17 protein-coding genes and 2 pseudogenes are annotated in these 18,276 nt (G+C 65.3%); 9 read left to right on the forward strand and 10 right to left on the reverse strand.

The features are described from left to right. The first annotated feature begins 8 nt into the window (after nt 1–8). From Q358_RS0112515 to Q358_RS0112530, 4 genes are all read left to right on the forward strand, one after another. Nucleotides 9–437, forward strand: a complete 429-nt coding sequence (locus Q358_RS0112515; RefSeq protein ID WP_027962321.1) for a universal stress protein — start codon at nt 9–11, stop codon at nt 435–437. 260 nt (nt 438–697) lie between these two features. Beyond that, the gene (locus tag Q358_RS0112520) at nt 698–1,525 is read left to right on the forward strand and encodes a DUF2189 domain-containing protein (protein WP_027962322.1); all 828 of its coding nucleotides are present in this window, start codon (nt 698–700) and stop codon (nt 1,523–1,525) included. A gap of 231 nt (nt 1,526–1,756) precedes the next feature. Beyond that, nucleotides 1,757–2,956: a nitric oxide-sensing protein NosP gene (gene nosP, locus Q358_RS0112525; protein WP_051530367.1), complete on the forward strand. Its 1,200-nt coding sequence runs from the start codon at nt 1,757–1,759 to the stop codon at nt 2,954–2,956. Beyond that, entirely contained in the window at nt 2,886–4,286 is a 1,401-nt protein-coding gene (locus tag Q358_RS0112530) for an ATP-binding response regulator (protein WP_051530368.1), read from the forward strand. Before nosP ends, Q358_RS0112530 begins: the two co-directional genes overlap by 71 nt. Here the strand turns inward: Q358_RS0112530 and Q358_RS0112535 are convergent. Then, the gene (locus Q358_RS0112535) at nt 4,278–4,958 is read right to left on the reverse strand and encodes a response regulator (RefSeq protein ID WP_027962325.1); all 681 of its coding nucleotides are present in this window, start codon (nt 4,956–4,958) and stop codon (nt 4,278–4,280) included. The genes Q358_RS0112530 and Q358_RS0112535 overlap by 9 nt on opposite strands. Before the next feature lie 136 nt (nt 4,959–5,094). Here Q358_RS0112535 and exaC point away from each other — a divergent pair, with 136 nt between their 5' ends. Together exaC and adhP are read left to right on the forward strand one after the other, a co-directional pair. After that, a complete protein-coding gene (gene exaC, locus Q358_RS0112540) occupies nt 5,095–6,615 on the forward strand; it encodes an acetaldehyde dehydrogenase ExaC (protein WP_027962326.1) in 1,521 nt (506 codons plus the stop codon). Nucleotides 6,616–6,720: 105 nt separating this feature from the next. After that, the gene (gene adhP, locus Q358_RS0112545; protein ID WP_027962327.1) at nt 6,721–7,746 is read left to right on the forward strand and encodes an alcohol dehydrogenase AdhP; all 1,026 of its coding nucleotides are present in this window, start codon (nt 6,721–6,723) and stop codon (nt 7,744–7,746) included. A 57-nt stretch (nt 7,747–7,803) separates the two neighbouring features. Here the strand turns inward: adhP and dauA are convergent, their stop codons facing one another. After that, entirely contained in the window at nt 7,804–9,549 is a 1,746-nt protein-coding gene (gene dauA / locus Q358_RS0112550) for a C4-dicarboxylic acid transporter DauA (RefSeq protein ID WP_027962328.1), read from the reverse strand. A 129-nt stretch (nt 9,550–9,678) separates the two neighbouring features. Then, entirely contained in the window at nt 9,679–10,167 is a 489-nt protein-coding gene (locus Q358_RS0112555; protein ID WP_156940917.1) for a CreA family protein, read from the reverse strand. Between the two features lie 140 nt (nt 10,168–10,307). On the opposite strand from Q358_RS0112555, the gene Q358_RS0112560 reads away from it, so the two are divergent. After that, nucleotides 10,308–10,760 carry a hypothetical protein gene (locus Q358_RS0112560; RefSeq protein ID WP_051530369.1) on the forward strand — a complete coding sequence of 151 codons (453 nt, stop codon included), beginning with the start codon at nt 10,308–10,310 and terminating at the stop codon, nt 10,758–10,760. Nucleotides 10,761–10,973: 213 nt separating this feature from the next. Continuing rightward, complete coding sequence (locus Q358_RS19130) at nt 10,974–11,153, forward strand: CCGSCS motif protein (protein ID WP_084286552.1); 180 nt, start codon at nt 10,974–10,976, stop codon at nt 11,151–11,153. Nucleotides 11,154–11,254: 101 nt separating this feature from the next. Here Q358_RS19130 and Q358_RS0112570 read toward each other — a convergent pair whose 3' ends face one another. From Q358_RS0112570 to Q358_RS17440, 7 genes and pseudogenes are all read right to left on the reverse strand, one after another. Next, the gene (locus Q358_RS0112570; protein WP_027962331.1) at nt 11,255–12,016 is read right to left on the reverse strand and encodes a DUF1499 domain-containing protein; all 762 of its coding nucleotides are present in this window, start codon (nt 12,014–12,016) and stop codon (nt 11,255–11,257) included. Nucleotides 12,017–12,123: 107 nt separating this feature from the next. Then, nucleotides 12,124–12,798: a hypothetical protein gene (locus Q358_RS17985; protein WP_051530370.1), complete on the reverse strand. Its 675-nt coding sequence runs from the start codon at nt 12,796–12,798 to the stop codon at nt 12,124–12,126. Between the two features lie 92 nt (nt 12,799–12,890). Beyond that, nucleotides 12,891–13,604 (reverse strand): response regulator, encoded by a 714-nt coding sequence (locus tag Q358_RS0112580; protein ID WP_027962332.1) that lies wholly within the window; start codon nt 13,602–13,604, stop codon nt 12,891–12,893. Beyond that, nucleotides 13,601–15,037: pseudogene (locus Q358_RS17435) on the reverse strand (ATP-binding protein). The gene Q358_RS0112580 and the pseudogene Q358_RS17435 overlap by 4 nt, the downstream one beginning before the upstream one ends. 94 nt (nt 15,038–15,131) lie before the next feature. Further along, on the reverse strand, nt 15,132–16,058 hold the full coding sequence (locus Q358_RS0112590) for a LysO family transporter (protein ID WP_027962333.1): 927 nt from the start codon (nt 16,056–16,058) through the stop codon (nt 15,132–15,134). 89 nt (nt 16,059–16,147) lie between these two features. Then, nucleotides 16,148–16,894 (reverse strand): hypothetical protein, encoded by a 747-nt coding sequence (locus Q358_RS0112595; RefSeq protein WP_156940918.1) that lies wholly within the window; start codon nt 16,892–16,894, stop codon nt 16,148–16,150. A 113-nt stretch (nt 16,895–17,007) separates the two neighbouring features. Continuing rightward, complete coding sequence (locus Q358_RS17440) at nt 17,008–17,964, reverse strand: nicotinate phosphoribosyltransferase (RefSeq protein WP_051530371.1); 957 nt, start codon at nt 17,962–17,964, stop codon at nt 17,008–17,010. Between the two features lie 97 nt (nt 17,965–18,061). On the opposite strand from Q358_RS17440, the pseudogene Q358_RS0112605 reads away from it, so the two are divergent. After that, nucleotides 18,062–18,276, forward strand: a pseudogene (locus tag Q358_RS0112605) (IS1380 family transposase); the annotation flags it as partial.

Here is an 18,276-nt window from a genome sequence, read left to right on the forward strand (position 1 = left end):
AGAGAGACATGTACCAGAAGATCATGTTGACGGTAGACCTCAACGAGGAGGCCTCCTGGGAGAAGGCGCTGCCGACCGCGGTGGCGCTGTGTCGCAGCTTCGGGGCGTCGTTGCATGTGGTAACGGTGCTGCCGGACTATCGCATGCCGCTGGTCGGCTCCTACTTTCCCAAGGACTTTGCGAAGAAGGCCCGGGCCGCGATCGGTGATGCCCAGCACGAGTTCATTCGTGAGAACGTGCCCGAGGACATCGCGGTCCAGAGCGTCATCGTCGATGGCTCGCCCTGGGAGGCGATCGTCAAGGCGGCGAAGAAACTCGAGGTGGATCTGATCGTGATGGCCTCCCATAGCAAGCGCAAGTTCGCCGATTACGTGCTCGGCCCCAATGCGGAACATGTCGTGCACCACTCCAAGGTGTCGGTGATGATCGTGCGCTGACGAGGGAGACGTTCTCTCGTATCAATCGGCCAGGTGGAGGGCCCCGACTCGATGTCGGGGCCCTTCGCCGTTGGGGCTGTGAACAGAGCGTGGAAAAGGGCACCGAGGGGCTGCCTGCAGGGTTGACGCGGATCAACTAGATTAAGGGGAAGTTAACGGGGAAAACCTTCGTCAACGTTTCTCGATGGGCCGGACGCGAGCCGGAACCATCCTTGCGGCGCCCGAGCCGGTCGGGCAGCAATCGGGAAGAGAGGTGACACATGAGTGCGGCAACCGCGAAAGCACGTGATGCGTCGGCAGGGCCCGGCGTGAAGATCACCATCCAGCCGGTCGGCATGGAACGTCCCAGGGTCTGGCTCGCCGCCGGTATCGAGGACTTTCGGCAGGCCGCCGCCGTCAGTCTTGCCTATGGCATGTTCTGGGTAGGGCTGAGCATCGCCATTACCGCCGGCGCCCTCTATCTGGGACTGTGGCAATGGCTGCTGCCGCTGGTGGCGGGATTCATGTTTATCGGCCCTCTGGTGGCAGTAGGCTCCTACGGCATCAGCCGTGCCCTGGAGGCCGGTCGCGCCCCGCATCTGGGCGATGCCTTCGGTGCCTGGCGCTCTCATGCCGGTCAGCTGGCAATGCTGGGGGTCATGCTGACGCTGATGCTGATGGCCTGGTTCAATATTGCCATGGTGCTCTTCGCCTTGTTCTTCGGTGCCGAGCCCCCGGATCCGGCGACGCTTTATGCCGCGCTGATCACCACCAGGGAAGGCCTGACGATGATCGCGGTGGGCACTGTGATCGGTGCCATCCTGGCGTTCGGCGCCTTTACCATCAGCGTGGTGGCCATCCCGACCCTGATGGATCAGGATCTGACCTTCATGGAAGGTATCGAGGCCAGCGTTCAGGCCGTGAGCGTCAACTTCCGCCCGATGCTGCTGTGGGCGGCCATCCTCACCGGCTGCGTGCTGATCGGGGTGTTGACCTTCTATATCGGCCTGGCACTCATCCTGCCTGTGCTGGGCTTCGCCAGCTGGCATGCCTATGAAGACCTGGTGATCATCAAGCCCAAGGCCGCAGGGCAGGAACCCGATCGCTGACCCGCCTTGCATGTCGCCTTCGATCAGGCAGCAGGGCGGGGGCAGCAATGCCCCCGCCCTTTATTCGTGGGTTCGGCATGCCCGCTCGAGTCCTTCGGGAAGGAGGGCCTGGCGCCCAGGCTGGCGCTGGCGTGATCGGGCCGAACCGGATCTCCATTCCCGACACAGGCCGGCGTTGTCGCCGCTTGTTGCGGTGGCATACACTGCCCGAAACGTCACAGGCAGGCCGACATGTTCGATCTCTCTCCCGTCCGCTCCGTCGCCCCTGGCTCCCTCGAGACGGAACAGCCGCTGCGCACGGCGATCAGCCGACGACAGGACCCTCATGGGGCGGCGCGGGAGCTGGCCGCATCGCTTGGGCACGCCGAGCTCGGCTTCGTGCTCTTCTTCTGCAGTGCCGAATATCCTCTGGACGAGCTCTCCACGGCCCTCAACGACGCCTTCGACAGCGTGGCGGTAGCGGGCTGTACTACCGCCGGGGAGATCGCACCGGAGGGCTACGAACGAGGCTGTATCGTTGCCATCGGTTTCGACCGTCGCCACTTCGCCGTTTCCTGCGCCTTGATCGAGGACCTGACGGGCTTCGACCTGATCCGGGCCCAGGGGCTGGTCGATGGCCTGCTTGACGAGTGTCGCGACCGGGCCCGGGGTTCGGTGGGGGAAAGCAGCTTCGCGCTGACTCTTCTCGATGGCCTCTCCAGCTGCGAGGAGCAGGTACTGGCAACCCTGGATGCCGCCCTGGGACGTATTCCCAGTTTCGGGGGCTCCGCTGGCGACGACAACTGCCTGGCCCACACCCATGTCCATGCCGATGGCCGCTTTCATGGCCAGGCGGCTGTGGTGGTGATGATCAATACCCGGCTTCCGTTCGAGGTCTTTACCACGCATCATCTTCGGCCACGAAGCGAGAAACTGGTGGTGACGCGTGCCGACCGCGAACGCCGCCGGGTGCTCGAGCTCAACGCCTTGCCCGCCGCCGAGGAGTACGCCCGGCTGGTGGGTCTGCCGGTCGAGGCCCTGACGCCGGAGGTCTTTGCCCGCCATCCACTGGCGGTACGCCTGGGCGATGCCCATTTCGTGCGCGCCATTCAGCGGGTCAATGAAGACGCCAGCCTCAGTTTCTATTGTGCAGTGGAGAACGGTATCGTGCTTACCGCCATGCAGCCGGCGCCGCTGCTAGGGGACCTCGACGCCGTCCTCACCGGCCTCACCGCGCGGCTTGGCGAGCCGGTGCTGGTGATCGGCTGTGACTGCTTCCTGCGTCGACTCGAGCTGGAGTCCATGGGGCTGGTGGCTCAGGCCTCGCAGCTGTTGGCCCGTTCGCGGGTGATCGGCTTTAACACCTACGGGGAGCAGCACCATGGCATGCACATCAACCAGACCTTCACCGGGGTTGCCATTGGATCTTGGCCAGCCGCGTCAGGCGCCTGATAACGCCGGCCCGCGGGAGCGGGCGTTGCTGGAGGAGAACGCTCGACTGCATCGGATCGTCACGGCGCTGATGGAGCGTGTGGAGTCGGCGGGAATGGCGGGTGATGCCCCCTATGCAGCCTTCGAGCATGCGGTGCTGCTCGCCGAGCAGGTTCGTGAGCGCACCGAGACGCTGCAGCACACCCTCGCCGAACTGCATGCCGCCAAGGCAGAGGCGGAGGCGGCCAACCTTTCCAAGACCCGCTTTTTGGCCGCGGTGAGTCATGATCTGCTGCAGCCGCTGAATGCCGCGCGCTTATTCACCAGTGCCCTGGAAGAGCATCGCCTGCCGGCGCCTTCGACCCGATTGGTCGGCAATATCGACCGTTCACTCAAGGACGTGGAGGCGCTGCTCGGCACCCTGGTGGATATCTCGCGGCTCGATGCCGGAGTGCTCGAGCCGGATATCACCGCCTTCCCCGTCGCCCGGCTGCTCGACGTACTGGCAGAGGAGTATCGCCAGATGGTCGCGTCTCCGGGGCTTGAACTGCACTATGTGGGCAGCAGCGCGGTAGTGGCCTCGGACCTGGCCTTGCTGGCCCGGGTCGTGCGTAACTTCCTGACCAATGCCCTCCGCTACACCCGGCGCGGCAAGATCCTGTTGGGTTGCCGTCGCCGCCCCGAGGGAATCGAAGTCCTGGTGGCGGACAGCGGGCCAGGGATCCCGGAGGCGCAGCGCGAGACGATCTTCCAGGAGTTTCAGCGCCTGGGCGACCATCACGACGCCGAGGATCGTGGCCTTGGACTGGGTCTCGCCATCGTCGATCGCATCGCGGGAATGCTCGCTCATCCCCTGCGGCTGACCACCGTGCCGGGCCGCGGCGCGCTCTTCTCGATCCTGGTTCCCCATGGCCGGTTGTCGCCGGTCGTCCACCAGCCTCTTGCGGTATCCGGGCCCGGGCAAGCCAGCGTTCTGGAGCAGGCGCGGATCTGGGTAATCGACAATGATCCCGGCATCTGCTCGGGGATGGCCGCACTGCTGGAGGGTTGGGGGTGTCGCACTTTGACCGCGACTTCGCTGGGCGACCTGGAGAACAAGGCGGCCGGAGAGCGAGCGGACGCCTTGCTGGTGGATTATCACCTGGCCGAAGCGGGTATTGATGGCCTGGCGGCAGCGGCCAGGTTACGGGAGCGTCAACCTGGGCTCCCGGTCGTGGTGATCACCGCCAACCACGATACGGCGATCAAGGGCCTGGCCCGTCAGCTGGGCTATGGTTGCTTGCTCAAGCCCCTCAAGCCGCTGCGATTGCGCATGCTCCTGCTGGACCTGCTGGGGAGTCGCTCAGGGTGATACGCCATGGCGCTCGGCCAGCAGGCCCTCGAGGTCGGCCTCACCCACGGCGAGGATCGCCTGGACTCGGCCCGGTACGCCGAGCTTGTGCAGGATCGCCGAAACATGGGACTTCACCGTGGTCTCGGCGATAGCCAGTTCCCGGGCAATCACCTTGTTGGAGGCCCCGTGGCGCAGGCGCAGCAGTACTTCGAGCTGCTTGTCGGTGAGCTCGTGGAGGCGTAATGAGGGGGAGCTCTGCTCCGGTACGGGAGGCGGCCGTGGCGGGGGAGGACGACGCATGATATCCGGGGGCAGGTAGAGCTGTCCTTCCAATAGCTGGTTCAGTGCCGCGAGGAGGTCCCGACGCGGCGTCGACTTGGGGATATAGCCCACCGCCCCGAGGTTGATGGCGTCGAGGATGGTGCGCCGTTCCTGGTCCGCGGAGAGGATGGCCACCGGCAGCCAGGGGAGGGTGTCACGCAATACTCGCAGACCCTCGAGCCCCTCGGAGTCGGGTAGGCCGAGGTCGAGCAGCACCAGGTCGAGCTCATCACAGGCCTCGGCGCGCCGCAGGGCCTCGCCCAGGCTCTCCGCCTCCAACAGACGACTGCCGGGCAGGCCTGCCTCGATGACGGCGGCAATGGCCTCACGGAACAGCGGGTGGTCATCGGCAACCATCAGGGTATGCATGGGCAATATCTCGTTGAGCTCTCCACCTCCTCCCGAAGGAGGAGGCCCTCTCATACCACCGTAGTATGTCGCACCGGGCGTAACTGGCCAACACTAGGCGTGTATCGCCACAACCACAACAGCCAGGAGATACTCAATGATCTACGCTAATCCCGGCCAGCCCGGCTCCCCCGTCAGCTTCGAGAAGCGCTACGGCAACTATATTGGCGGCGAGTTCGTTCCGCCGGTCAAGGGTGAGTACTTCGACAACGTCAGCCCGGTCAACGGCGAGGTGTTCTGCGAGATTCCCCGCTCGGGGGCCGAGGATATCGACAAGGCACTGGATGCTGCCCACGCCGCGGCGCCGGCCTGGGGCAAGACCTCGGCCGCCGAGCGTTCCAACATCCTGCTCAAGATCGCCGAGCGCATCGAACAGAACATCGAGCTGCTGGCGGTTGCCGAGACCTGGGACAACGGCAAGGCGGTTCGTGAGACCCTCAATGCGGACGTTCCGCTGGCCGTCGATCACTTTCGCTATTTTGCCGGCTGCATTCGGGCCCAGGAAGGTACCGCCGCCGATATCGACGCCAATACCGTGGCCTACCACTTTCATGAACCGCTGGGCGTGGTGGGCCAGATTATCCCCTGGAACTTCCCGCTGCTGATGGGCGTCTGGAAGCTGGCCCCGGCCCTGGCCGCGGGCAACTGCGTGGTGCTCAAGCCCGCCGAGCAGACGCCGGCCTCGATTCTCAAGCTGATGGAGGTCATCGGTGACCTGCTGCCCCCGGGCGTGGTCAATATCGTCAACGGGTATGGCGCCGAGGCGGGCCAGGCACTGGCCACCAGCCAGCGCATCGCCAAGATCGCCTTTACCGGCTCGACCCCGGTGGGCTCGCACATCCTCAAGTGTGCCGCCGAGAACATCATTCCCTCGACCGTGGAACTGGGTGGCAAGTCACCGAACATCTACTTCGCCGACATCATGAACGCCGAGCCGGCGTTTATCGACAAGGCCGCCGAGGGCCTGGTGCTGGCCTTCTTCAACCAGGGCGAGGTATGCACCTGCCCCTCCCGAGCGCTGATCCAGGAATCCATGTACGACGCCTTCATGGCCAAGGTGATGGAGAAGGTCGGGCAGATCAAGCGCGGCAACCCGCTGGATACCGACGTCCAGGTGGGGGCCCAGGCCTCCCAGGAGCAGTTCGACAAGATCATGTCCTATATGGACATCGCCCGAGAGGAGGGAGCCGAGTTTCTCGCCGGTGGCGACAAGGCAAGCTTCGACCCGGCCTATGACAAGGGCTTCTACATCGAGCCAACGCTGCTCAAGGGCAACAACAAGATGCGCGTCTTCCAGGAAGAGATCTTCGGTCCGGTGGTGGCGGTGACCACCTTCAAGGACGAAGAGGAAGCGCTGGCGATTGCCAACGATACCGAGTTCGGCCTCGGCGCCGGCGTCTGGAGTCGCGACATGAACGTTGCCTTCCGGATGGGGCGTGGCATCCAGGCCGGCCGCGTATGGACCAACTGCTACCACCAGTATCCGGCTCACGCCGCCTTCGGTGGCTACAAGAAGTCCGGCGTCGGCCGCGAGACCCACAAGATGGCCCTCGAGCAGTATCAGCAGACCAAGAACCTGCTGGTCAGCTACGACATCAATCCCATGGGCTTCTTCTGAGGCCTGGCCGCCCGGCCGATCCGGGCGGCTTCCCCCGTACTTCTTCCCCTGACACCTGAGCGTAACGGGCGGCACCCGGCTGCCCGGCAACTGAGGAAAACCGATATGGACAAGACGATGCAAGCCGCGGTAGTGCGCAAGTTCGGCGAACCGCTGGCCATCGAAGAGGCCGCGATACCTCGGCCGCAGCAGGGCGAAATTCTGGTCAAGGTGGCCGCCACCGGTGTCTGCCACACGGACCTGCATGCCGCCCACGGTGACTGGCCGGTCAGGCCCGAGCCGCCCTTTATTCCGGGGCATGAAGGGGTTGGCCATATCGTGGCGGTGGGTGACGGTGTGAGCCACGTCAAGGAAGGGGATCGTGTCGGGGTGCCCTGGCTCTATTCGGCCTGTGGTTACTGTGAGCACTGCCTGGGTGGCTGGGAAACCCTGTGTGAATCACAGCAGAATACCGGCTACTCGGTGAACGGCAGCTTCGCCGATTACACCCTGGCCGATGCCGGTTTCGTGGGGCGGTTGCCCGACAATGTGGATTTCCTCGAGATCGCCCCCGTGCTGTGTGCCGGTGTAACGGTCTACAAGGGCCTCAAGATGACCGACACCCGCCCCGGTCAGTGGGTGGTGATCTCGGGCATCGGTGGGCTCGGTCATATGGCGGTTCAGTATGCCCGCGCCATGGGGCTCAATGTCGCGGCGGTGGATATCGATGACGCCAAGCTGGCCCACGCCGAACGGCTCGGTGCGGCCGTCACCGTGAATGCCCTGAAGACCGACCCCGCGGCCTTCCTGAAACGCGAGATCGGTGGCGCGCATGGCGCACTGGTTACCGCCGTGTCGCCCAAGGCGTTTGATCAGGCCCAGGGCATGCTGCGCCGCGGTGGTACCCTGGTGCTTAATGGCCTGCCGCCGGGTGATTTCCCGCTGCCTATCTTCGATACCGTTCTCAACGGTATCACCGTACGCGGCTCCATCGTCGGCACCCGTCAGGACTTGCAGGAGGCACTGGACTTCGCCGGTGAAGGAAAGGTGGGAGCTACCGTGGCAACCGACAGGCTGGAGAACATCAATGATATCTTCCAGCGCATGATCGAGGGCAAGATCGAGGGGCGTGTGGTACTCGACATGAGCTGAGGGGTGTCTTGCTCAGGACCACGCCAAGGGGGCGCGACGGATGTCGCGCCCCCTTTTTCAGCATGATCCATCGGCCAGCCAGCGTTCGGCCAGGCGCAAGGCCCGGTGCTGGTCGGCCACTACCGCCAGTTGCCCGGCTTCGCGGCGAAGCCCCGCCCGGCGAAGCTTGAGCACCAGCCGCGCCGGCAACCCCACGAATACCAGGCCGATGCCGCGGCCGTGAAGATCCTCGGCGAGGGTCTGCAGCGCGACGATGGCGGTGGCGTCCAGGCTGGGCACGTCGTGCATATCGAGAAGCATCACACGGATGTCCGGGTCCACGACCTGCAGTGAGGAGACGGCCTTCTCGGCGGCACCGAAGAACAGCGGCCCGTCGATATCATAGAGCGCTATCCCGTGGGGCAAGTCATCGCTGCCATCATGGCCTTGCTCGTCCAGTCGGCGAGTATGGGTCACCTCGGCCATGCGGCGAATGAAGAGTGCCGCCGCCAGCCCCATGCCGACCGCCACCGCCAGCACCATGTCGAACACCACCGTCAGCGCGAAGCAGATGACCAGGATTGTCACATCGCTTCCCGGCGCACTCTTCAGGGTATGCACGAAGTGACGCGCCTCGCTCATGTTCCAGGCGATGATGAACAACAGGGCGGCCAGGGCGGCCATGGGTACCAGGGCCAGCACACCCGCCAGCAGGACCACCGCCAGCAGTACCACCAGGGCATGGACCACGGCGGCCACCGGCGAGAAGGCGCCGCTGCGGATATTGGTCGCGGTACGGGCGAGGGCCGCCGTGGCGGTGATACCGCCGAAGAAGGGGGCAACGATATTGCCCAGGCCCTGGCCCAGCAGCTCGGCATTGGGGTCGTGTCGGGTGCGGGTGAGGCCATCGGCCACCACGGCACAGAGCAGCGATTCGATGGCTCCCAGCATGGCGATGGCCAGTGCCGGGCCCATCAGTTCACGAATCAATGCGAAATCCACCGTAAGCGGCGTGCCATCCGGTCCGGGCAATTGCCAGGGGAGCGTCAGGCTGGGGGCGAAGGGCGGAATGCCGCTGCCGCTTTCACCCTCCAGGCTCCAGCTGAAGCGCGAGGCGATGGTATCGACCTCGATGCCCAGCGGGATGACGGCCAGGGCCACCAGGGTGCCCACGGCGAGCCCTGCCAGCGGTGCGGGTATCGGCAGGCGCAGGCGAGGCCACAGAATCAGGGTCGCCAGGGTGACCAGGCCGACACCCAGCTCGGCCGGGTCGAGCTGGGGTACTGCCCGGACAATGCTGGCCGCATTGCCCAGTGTGCCTTCGCCCAGCTCTACCTCCAGGCCCAGGAAGTCGGGCAGCTGCAGCAAGGCGATGACCACGGCAATCCCGGCGGTGAAGCCCAGCACGACCGGGTAGGGCACGAACTGTATCAGGCTGCCGAGTCGTGCCAGCCCCAGGGCCACCAGGATCATTCCCGCCATCAGGGTGGCGATCAGCAGGCCGCCGACGCCGTGGTTGGCGACGATGGGAAACAGGATCACCACGAAGGCGGCGGTGGGGCCGGAGACGTTGAAGCGTGAGCCGCCGGTCAGCGCGATGATCGCACCGGCAACAATGGCGGTGTAGAGGCCGTGCTGGGGCGGCACGCCGGTGGCGATGGCCAGCGCCATGGAGAGTGGTACGGCGACGATGCCGATGGTCAGGCCGGCGAGCAGATCGCGGCGCAGCTCGGCCAGGCCGTACCCCTGGCGCCAGGCGGCCACCAGGGCGCTGCCGGGAAGCGGAATCCGGTAGCCGACGCCATCGTCGGAGGAGCGGGACATGGCAACTCCTTGGCTTGTAATAGAGCGAGGCTATTACGTTACGCTTTTATGTTGCGGTGCCGCAAGGCCTCTGGCGTGCCATACCGGACAGCTTCCCTCCTGGTCTCCCCGCCGGCCACGCCTCTTGCCTTACTCGCCGGCGGGCGTCTGCCAGGCCTGGGTATTCCAGAGTGGCACGCTGCTCAGGGCATGCTTGAAGCTGCCGCTGCTCTCTTTGGTGCTGTAGATCAGATACAGCAGCGTCTGGTTGTCGGCATCGAAGATGCGGCGCACCTTGAGGCTCTTGAACAGTACGCTCTTGGAGCGGCGGTAGAGTAGTTCACCGCTCGCCGAGGCGTCGATATCGGCCAGCATGGCCGGGGTGATGGGGCCGGTCTGGCGGCAGGCGAGGCTGCTGTCGGAAGGATCGGCCAAGTCCAGATCGGCCTCGACATTGCTGAGATGGCAGGTCACCCCGGGGATCTTGGGATCCGAGAGGCTCTCGATCTTGATGTCCTTGGTGGTGAACAGGCCCAGTGAGACATCGCCCACTTCATAGTCGTTGCCGCAGCCGGCAAGGAGCAGGGGAACCATGGCAGGGGCCAGCAGGCGGGAGAGCCGGGGGCGAAGTCGTGGCATCAGGGAGTATCCTGTCAGTGATGGCGTGAGTTTCGCCGGGCGTGACCGGGTCTGGAGGCCTGGTGGGCCGAGGATGGTCTACGCTGGGCGTAGGTCCATCGGACCCGATCGCCCATCTGAATATGTTCAAGAGGTGCGAAATGACAACGTCAATCCTACCCGGCACGACGCCGCTGCGGTACCTGTTGTTCTCTCTGCTGCTCGCCGCTCCCTTGGCCCTGGCCGCCGACGGCCATGACCTCACCTTCAAGGGGGATGGTAGCTTCAATGGCGCGCATGGTGGCCAGGAGATCCATGTGGCCGTTGTCGATGCCGATTCCGGCGATGTGGCCGCAACACAGTCCGGCACCGTCTCCGCCGATGAGGCACCGGCCTTCGCGTTCGACTTTCCCGGCGTGCTGAAGGAGGACGGCAGCTACGCGGTGCACTACTGGATCGACTCCAACTTCGGCGGCGGCAGCGAAGGTGTCTGTGATCCCAAGGGTACCGACCATCAGTGGAATGTCTCGCTGGACACGACCGGCGAGGCGTTGACCCATGAAGACACCCACCGGCCCCAGGAGCAGACCGACGTCTGCGCCACCTTCGACTGAGGCGGTTCGGCCGGCCCGGCAGTGTCGGGCCGGCCGACCGGCGAACCCGAGCAGGATCGTCGACCGTCGACTGAGAGGCATCCGGGGCTCGGCCGTCGATAAGCACAGCAGATCGATATTCCTCGGCCAGGCGGCGCATGGCATTGACGGCATGCTCGGGCCGAAATAAGATGCATGTGTAATGAATCTTAATGCTGCTGCGAGGTCATCTCGATGGGACTGCTCAAGAATCTATTCAAGAAAGATAGTGCCGAAAAACCGGTGGTACAGACACATGAGCCCGTTGAGGCAAAACAGGCGGAGGTCGACTCAGCCACCGACTCCGTCGCCGATACTGCCGAGAAGAAGCCTAAGCATGGAGAAGATGGCGTTTGCTGCGGATCATGCCAATAGTCTGGCAGTGAAGGGCGCAATCCCCTTCGTCATTGACCACGGGCTCTCCTGACGGAGAGTCCGTGGTCATTTCAGGGGTCGCCGGGGCGAGCCAACGCCGGTTAGCCAGCTGACTCCAGGTGTCGTACCAGATCTTCCATAAAGCCCTGGATGCGCGCCGCGTTGGTGCCGACATCGCTGGCGCCCAGCCGAGAGGCGGAGCGCATATCGACGCGTGTACCGCCATCCGCGTCGGTCAGGCGGATCACCACATCATCCTTGAAGCCGAACCAGCGGGTGGTGGCGGTCGCCTCGATACGGGTGTCATCGAGTGCGGCGATCTTCCAGCCGGCGTCCTTTGCCACGGCCTCTGCGGCGCCTCGCACCGTCTCGAGAGGCGTATCGACCACCAGTGGCTGGATCGCCGGATAGGCCTCTCGCTGCTGTTGAGCGGTTGCCTCGCCGGGGTAGTCCAGCGCGTTGGGTGCGGCCCTGCGGGCATCGGCCAGGACCTCGAAGGCGGGCGGACTCTGCATGTCGGTGGTGATGTCATGGATGGGCGGGACCTCCTGGGCCTGCTGAAGCTGCAGCCAGGGTCCGGCGGCCAGGGCGCCGCCGGCCAGTATCGCCAGGCTGCCGAGCAGGGCAGGCAGGGGGCGGCGAGTGACGGCGGCAATCATCAGGGCCACCAGGCCCAGCCCGGCGGCGCCGAGGGCGACGAAGACGCCATAGCGGAGCAGGGTGAAGGCATTTCCCAGCGTCAGCAGGTCCAGGCGATAGGCCGGGCCAGACCCGGCTATGGAGAGTGCCGCCAGGATGGCGAGAATGCTTCCGGTCAGCGCCACCTTGAAGGCCAGCCCCTGATGGTTGCGATCAGTCTTCATGGTTGTGTCCGAGCCCTTGTGCATGTGGATCGGTATCCATGGTACAACGCAAGGAGGCCGGGAGTCCCCGGCCTCTTTCGCTACAGCGGCTGAATCAGCCTGGCGTATCAGTCCTTGGCGTTGCCAGAGCGGGGGCCGTTGCCCCTGTCTCTGTCGAAGGCCTGACGGGCGACCTGTTGCATTTCCTCGATCTGCTCTTCGCTCAGCAGCTCGCCCAGCGCTTCCTGATGCTCGTCGCGCAGGGCCTGATGAGCCTCGCGGCGCTCTTCACGGGAGTCGAAGTCGCGATCGCGAAGTTCGGCCATATCGGCGTAGTGCTCCCGGCGGAGGTCGCCCAGAGCCTCACGGTCCTCATCGGAGAGATCCCAGCCGTCGACCATCTCGATCATGCGTTTCTGCAGGGCACCGGCATGCCGTTGATGCTTTTCGGTGCGATACGTCTCGTGCATCTCGCGGCGGGCCTCGTCGAGGGCGGCCTGCTGGTCATCGCTGAGCAGTTCATCGACGCGCTCGCGATGTTCGTCGCGCAACTCCATCATGGCTTCGCCATGCTTGCGGTAGGCATTGTCCAGGGCCTCGCGCGTCTCGGCGTCGAGACCGGCGCGCTCGTAAAGCGCCGCACGCTTCTCGGCGTGGCGTTCGGCGCGGGCCTCCTGCCATTGCTGACGATTCTCGGCACGCTCGCCATCACCGGGCGCAGCAGTGGCCTGGAGTGCCAGCGGGGCGATGGCCATGGCGAGCAGGGCGGGGGCGAGGATCTTGCGAGAGAGGCGGGTCTGCATGAGAAAGCTCCTGTTTATCTCGGGTTGACAGCTACTATTATGTGCCGGCCGTGTGCAAGGGCCATGCAGCGAAGGTGCAAAGGTGGTGCAGGTCACTCCTCAGGCTGGTACTTGTAGCCGACTCCGTAGACGGAGCGAATCACTTCCCTCTCCGGCCATGTCTCGGCGATTTTTCGGCGCAGTTTCTTGACGTGGCTGTCGACGGTGCGCTCGGAGACGATGCGATGATCACGGTACATATGGTCCATCAACTGTTCCCGGGAAAAGATCCGCCCCGGGGCATGCATCATCACCTTGAGCAGCTTGAACTCCACGGCGGTAAGCGCGAGATCATGGCCATCGGCCAGGGCTCGCCAGCCCTCCTCATCGAGCACCAGGTCACTGCCGATAGCGTCGGGCTCCCGGGCCAGCTGGCTGCGACGCAGCACCGCCTTGACCCTGGCGACCACCTCCCGGGGGCTGAACGGTTTGCAGATATAATCGTCGGCGCCCAACTCGAGCCCCAGCAGGCGATCCACCTCCTCGACGCGTGCGGTCAGCATGATCACCGGCAGGGCCGGCCACCGCTGGCGTATCTCGCGGCACAGGGTCAGGCCATCGGTGCCGGGCAGCATGAGATCGAGCAGCACCAGGGCGGGCCCCTCATCGGCCCGACGCGTCTCTTCCAGCCATGGCAGCACGCTGTCCCCGTGATCCAGGTGATGGGGCTCGAAGCCGCTGCCGGCCAGGTAGTCGGCCACCAGCCGGGCGATCTTGGGTTCATCCTCGACGATCAGGATCCGTGGGGGATGTTCGGCCTGTGTCATTCGGTCTCCTCCTTGAGCATGGCGTCATCGAAGGGCGGGAAGCGTAGCGTCCAGCGTAACCCACCCAGTGGTGAAGCGGCAGCGGTCATGTCGCCGCCGTGAGCCTTGACCAGAGCGGTGGCGATGGAGAGTCCCAGGCCGCTGCCACCGCTGGCCCGGTTGCGTGACCCCTCGACCCGATAGAGCCGCTCGGTGAGCCGTGCCAGCTGGGAGGGCGGGACGCCCGGCGCGGAGTCATCCCACCGAATCCGGATGCCGTCGGCAGCGTTCTCCAGGTCGACGCGCAGCCGGCCAGGGGGGTGAGTATAGGCGCAGGTATTGTCCAGCAGGATGCTCCATAGCTGCCTCAGGCGGCTGGCGTCACCACGAATCCAGGCCGCGTCGGGAATGCGGCACTCCAGGGAGAGGTCGCTATCTTCCAGCCAGCCGCTGGCCCCGTCGAGGCGCTGACGCAGGCTATCGGCAACATTCAGGGGCGCCAGCTGGACCTCCAGGGCCCCGGCGTCGCTCTGGGAAAGCAGCCGCAGATCGGCCACCAGCCGCTCGAGCTGCTTCACCTCCTGGGAGAGCGAGTCCAGGCTCTCGTGATCCAGAGGGCGAATGCCGTCATGCATCGCCTCGATTTCGCCGCGCAGCACCGCCAGCGGGGTGCGCAGCTCGTGTGCAATATCCGAGACCCAGCGGCTGCGGGCCTCGCGGCTGGCTTCCAGGGTGGCGGCGAGCACGTTGAAGTCGCGGGAGAGTCGCGACAGTTCATCCCGGCCGCGCTCCGGCAGGCGAGTCCCGTAGTCGCCTTCGGTGAGGCGCAGGGTGGCCAGGGCCATGCCGCGGGTGCGCCGCCCCAGCCACCAGGAGAGGCCGCCGGCCAGCAGCAGGGAGGCCAGGCCCAGGGCACCGATGATGATGCTCAGGTTGCGCTGCTGCCGAGTCAGGAAGACGTGCTCCATGCGTGCCATCAGCTGCTCCGGCGGGCGGTAGCCGAGGGTGCCGACGCGCTGGCCCTGATGCTCGATGGGTAGCCAGCGAAGCGTGGCGGCCTCCTCGTCATCGTCCGGTGGCAGGCCGATGACGGGGAGTCCCTCGGCATCGTGAAGCACGAAGTCCCGAGGGTCGCCGAGCTGGTGTTCGATGCTGATCGGCGCCGGGCCGGCGCCGGGCCACAGCTGTTGGCGGACCAGGCGGTGCTAGGCACGGGGCGAGGCGCGCAGCCACTGCCAGTCGCCGCGTCGCGACCACTCATCGGCGAGGCCCTCGACGAGGGTCTCGGCACGCTGAGTCTGGGTCTTGTCGAGGTAGTCGATGAAGCCCTGATCGAGGCTTCTCGATACCGCCAGGAACACCAGGCCGGAGATGGCGACATTCACCACCAGAATTACCGCAAACAGCTTGATGCCCAGCCGCGAGATGGCGGGGCGAGGCAGGGTCAGGCGCATGGTCGTCTCGCCACGGTCAGTATGAGTCGACAGTATGGGCTCGGGAGATGGCGTCAATTGACACCCAATGTGCAAGTGGTGTGCAAGACGCGACTCATAGTGTCAGCAGGAAGAGAATCAGCGGTGGCGACAGTAGTGAGAGCAGAAAGCCCGAGACCACGGCTACCGGCACGCAGGCGATCCCGCCATGCTGCTGGATCACCGGCAGGGTGAAGTCCATGGAGGTGGCCCCGCCGTAGCCGATGGCCAGCGCCGCATGCCGGCGGATCACCAGGGGGATCAGCACGAAGGCGACCAGCTCGCGGGTGAGGTCGTTGAAAAAGGCCACGCCGCCCAGCGCCGGCCCCAAGGTGTCGCCTACCAGGATGCCCGAAAGCGAGTACCAGCCGAAGCCGGCGGCCATGGCCAGCCCCTCGTTCCAGCGCAGTTCGAGTAACGGGGCGGCGATCAGGCCACCGACCAGTGAGGTGGCCGCCAGGGTGAGGGCGATGGCCAGGCCGTGATGGTTGAGCAGAATCTGGCGCAGCGGCATGCCGGAGTTGCGTAGCTGGCAGCCGATCAGCGCCAGCAGGATATAGAGCACCCATTCGGCCAGGGTCTCGGCCCCGGCATGGAGGGAGGTGGCCGCCAGCTGGCCGGCGGCCAGCCCCAGCGCGACGCCAAGCACGACCACGCCGACCAGTGCCAGCGAGCCGGCCATGGCGGCGAGCTTGCTGGTGGGAGCGCCGGGTACCACGCGAGCGGGATCGGCGGTGAGCCCCAGGCGACGAGATAGCCACCAGAGTCCGGCGAGGTTACAGGCCGAGGTCACCACGAACAGCATGAGTGCCTGACCGCCCATGCGCGACAGCTGTCCGGCGAGGTTGTCGAGGCCGGCCAGGCTGAATCCCATCAGCAGCAGGATCACGTAGACCGAGGCATTGACTCCCCGATTGATCGCCGTCAGCACGGCAGCATGACGTACCGGTACCAGATAACCCAGCACCAGGGGCAGCAATACGATCAGCAGGCCACTCAGCATGGAGGTTCCCTTCTCTGTGGCCGCCGGGGAGCGACACGGCAAAAAGCGGTTACTCTAGCAGCCGGCCGGGGCGTTCCCAAGTGGCGAGGCTACTCCTGGACGGTCAGTTCGCTGAGCACTAAATGGCTGTGGCGCTTGCCGTCACGCTGATAGTCGACCGAGAGCAACAGGCCCGGGACCTCGGGGTGGAAGCGGAACAACAGCCGGCGGTCCGGTTTGTCGGCTTCCCAGGCTTCTGCCGTAAGCGCCGGGAAGGTGCCGGCGGGCAGGGTGACGCGTGAATTCCCCTGGACCCGGGCCCTGAGGAGCTCTTCGCGGCCCTTGTGGTCCAGGTAATGAATATCGCAGGTGTCGCTGGTGCAGTCGCCATTGATGATGCGCCGGGAAAAGGAGAAGAGCGCCGTCTGGCGGTCAGGCAGCGCCTCGAGAGGTTCGGCGTCGAGCCGATAACTATCGCCAATGCCCATCAGCGAGTAGCCGCTGGCATAGAACAGCGACTGTACCCCCTCGTTCTGCAGCAGAAAGCGGCTGCGTTCACTACCCCGGGCGACACGGATATCGGTTTCCATCAGGCTTTCCCAGTAGTCACCGTCCCGACTGAGCCGATGCTCGATATAGGCGGCGGGCCACCCCTCGACCTTGAGCCGGTAGTGCGCGGTGAAGGGGTGTGGGGCAGCCGAGGTGGCGGCGCCTCGGTCCTCGATGCTGGAATCACCGGAGGCCGGAGTCGCCGGCGCATCGGCCAGGGATACCAACGGGAGGCAGGCGAATAGCCAGGGAGCGAGAGCGGCCATCATGCCGCTGGATCGTGCCCACCGCATGGCTCTCTTGGGCATGACAACTCTCCATCATGAGAACAGGGAGGGTCCGCAGGACCCATGGTGTAAGAAGCCGCTGCGGGTCCCGAAGTTCCCCATGACGCCAAGATGTCATATTGCCGGTGGCGTTGTCAGATGGCGTTTCGGGGGGTCGAGCGCAGGCGCTCCAGGGCCGGGGAGAGGTCAACCGGATAGTCGCCGTGGCCCGCCTCCAGACGCTTCAGCGCATCGGGAAGGCGGGACAGGCTGTCGATGACTCGCTCGCGAGCCCCCACGGCCAGGGCCATTTCCTCCTGGACCAGCTGACCGCCGCGCACCATGGGGCGCAGCAGGGCTTCGCCTTCGATGCCGGGCTCGTCGCGCAGCGCGATGGTATCGCCGATGTAGCGGCCCTCGGCGTCGTGGCGTCGATAGAGCTGCTTGCGACTGGGCAGGTTGGTCTTGCCCGGCGAATGCTTGAGTCGTGGTGTCCCGGCGTACTCCACCAGCTTGTAGGAGAGGTCGATGACCGGGGCGTCGGAGGAAACGCCCATTTCGGTGCCCACCCCGAAGGCATCGATGGGGGCACGGGCCTCGACCAGAGCGGCAATCCGCCACTCGTCCAGACCGCTGCTGGCGACAATCTTCACTTCGGGGTGGCCCGCGGCATCGAGCAGGGCCCGTGCCTCCCGAGCCAGCTGGCCAAGGTCGCCGGAGTCGAGGCGTACGGCGCCCACTCGCAGGCTCGGTTCGGCGCGCATCAGCTCGACCACCTTGCGCACCCCTTCCAGGGTGTCGTGAGTATCGACCAGCAGGGTCGTGTCCGGATAATGGCGAGCGAAGGCGGCAAAGGCGGCCGCTTCGTCATCGTGGGCCAGGATATAGCTATGGGCCATGGTGCCGGAGAGTGGCATGCCGTGGCGCAATCCGCCGAGTACATTGCTGGTGCCGGCCAGGCCCGCGGTGCGATAGGCGCGTACCCCGCGCACGGTGGCATCGATGCCGTGCATGCGGCGCAGCCCGAAGTCCATCACCGGCCGCCCCTGGGCCGCCAGCACCACGCGCACCGCCTTGGAGGCGATGACCGTCTCCAGCTGAACCAGGTTCATTATCACCTGAATCCGTGAGACCGGCCCCCGGAAGCACTTCTAACCCACTGACCTGCATGGCAATATAGCCATTATCGCCATTCACCCAGACAGTGCCATGCCCAACATAAAGTTCCGCGCCAGTCGCCGCACCCTCACCAGCCATTCCGGGCTGTCGATCATCGGGCAGTGCATCGAGATCGCCGGCGTCGACAGCATCGACGGCCGCTTCCCCACCACGCTGGGTATGCGCACCAGCGACGTGGTCAAGAGCTACCTGGGTCTGCTGTGTCTAGGCATGAGCGACTATGATGCCATCGAAAACTTCCGCCG

Origin of the sequence: Halomonas halodenitrificans DSM 735 (assembly GCF_000620045.1) — a bacterium.
In the GTDB taxonomy this organism is placed as follows: domain Bacteria; phylum Pseudomonadota; class Gammaproteobacteria; order Pseudomonadales; family Halomonadaceae; genus Halomonas; species Halomonas halodenitrificans.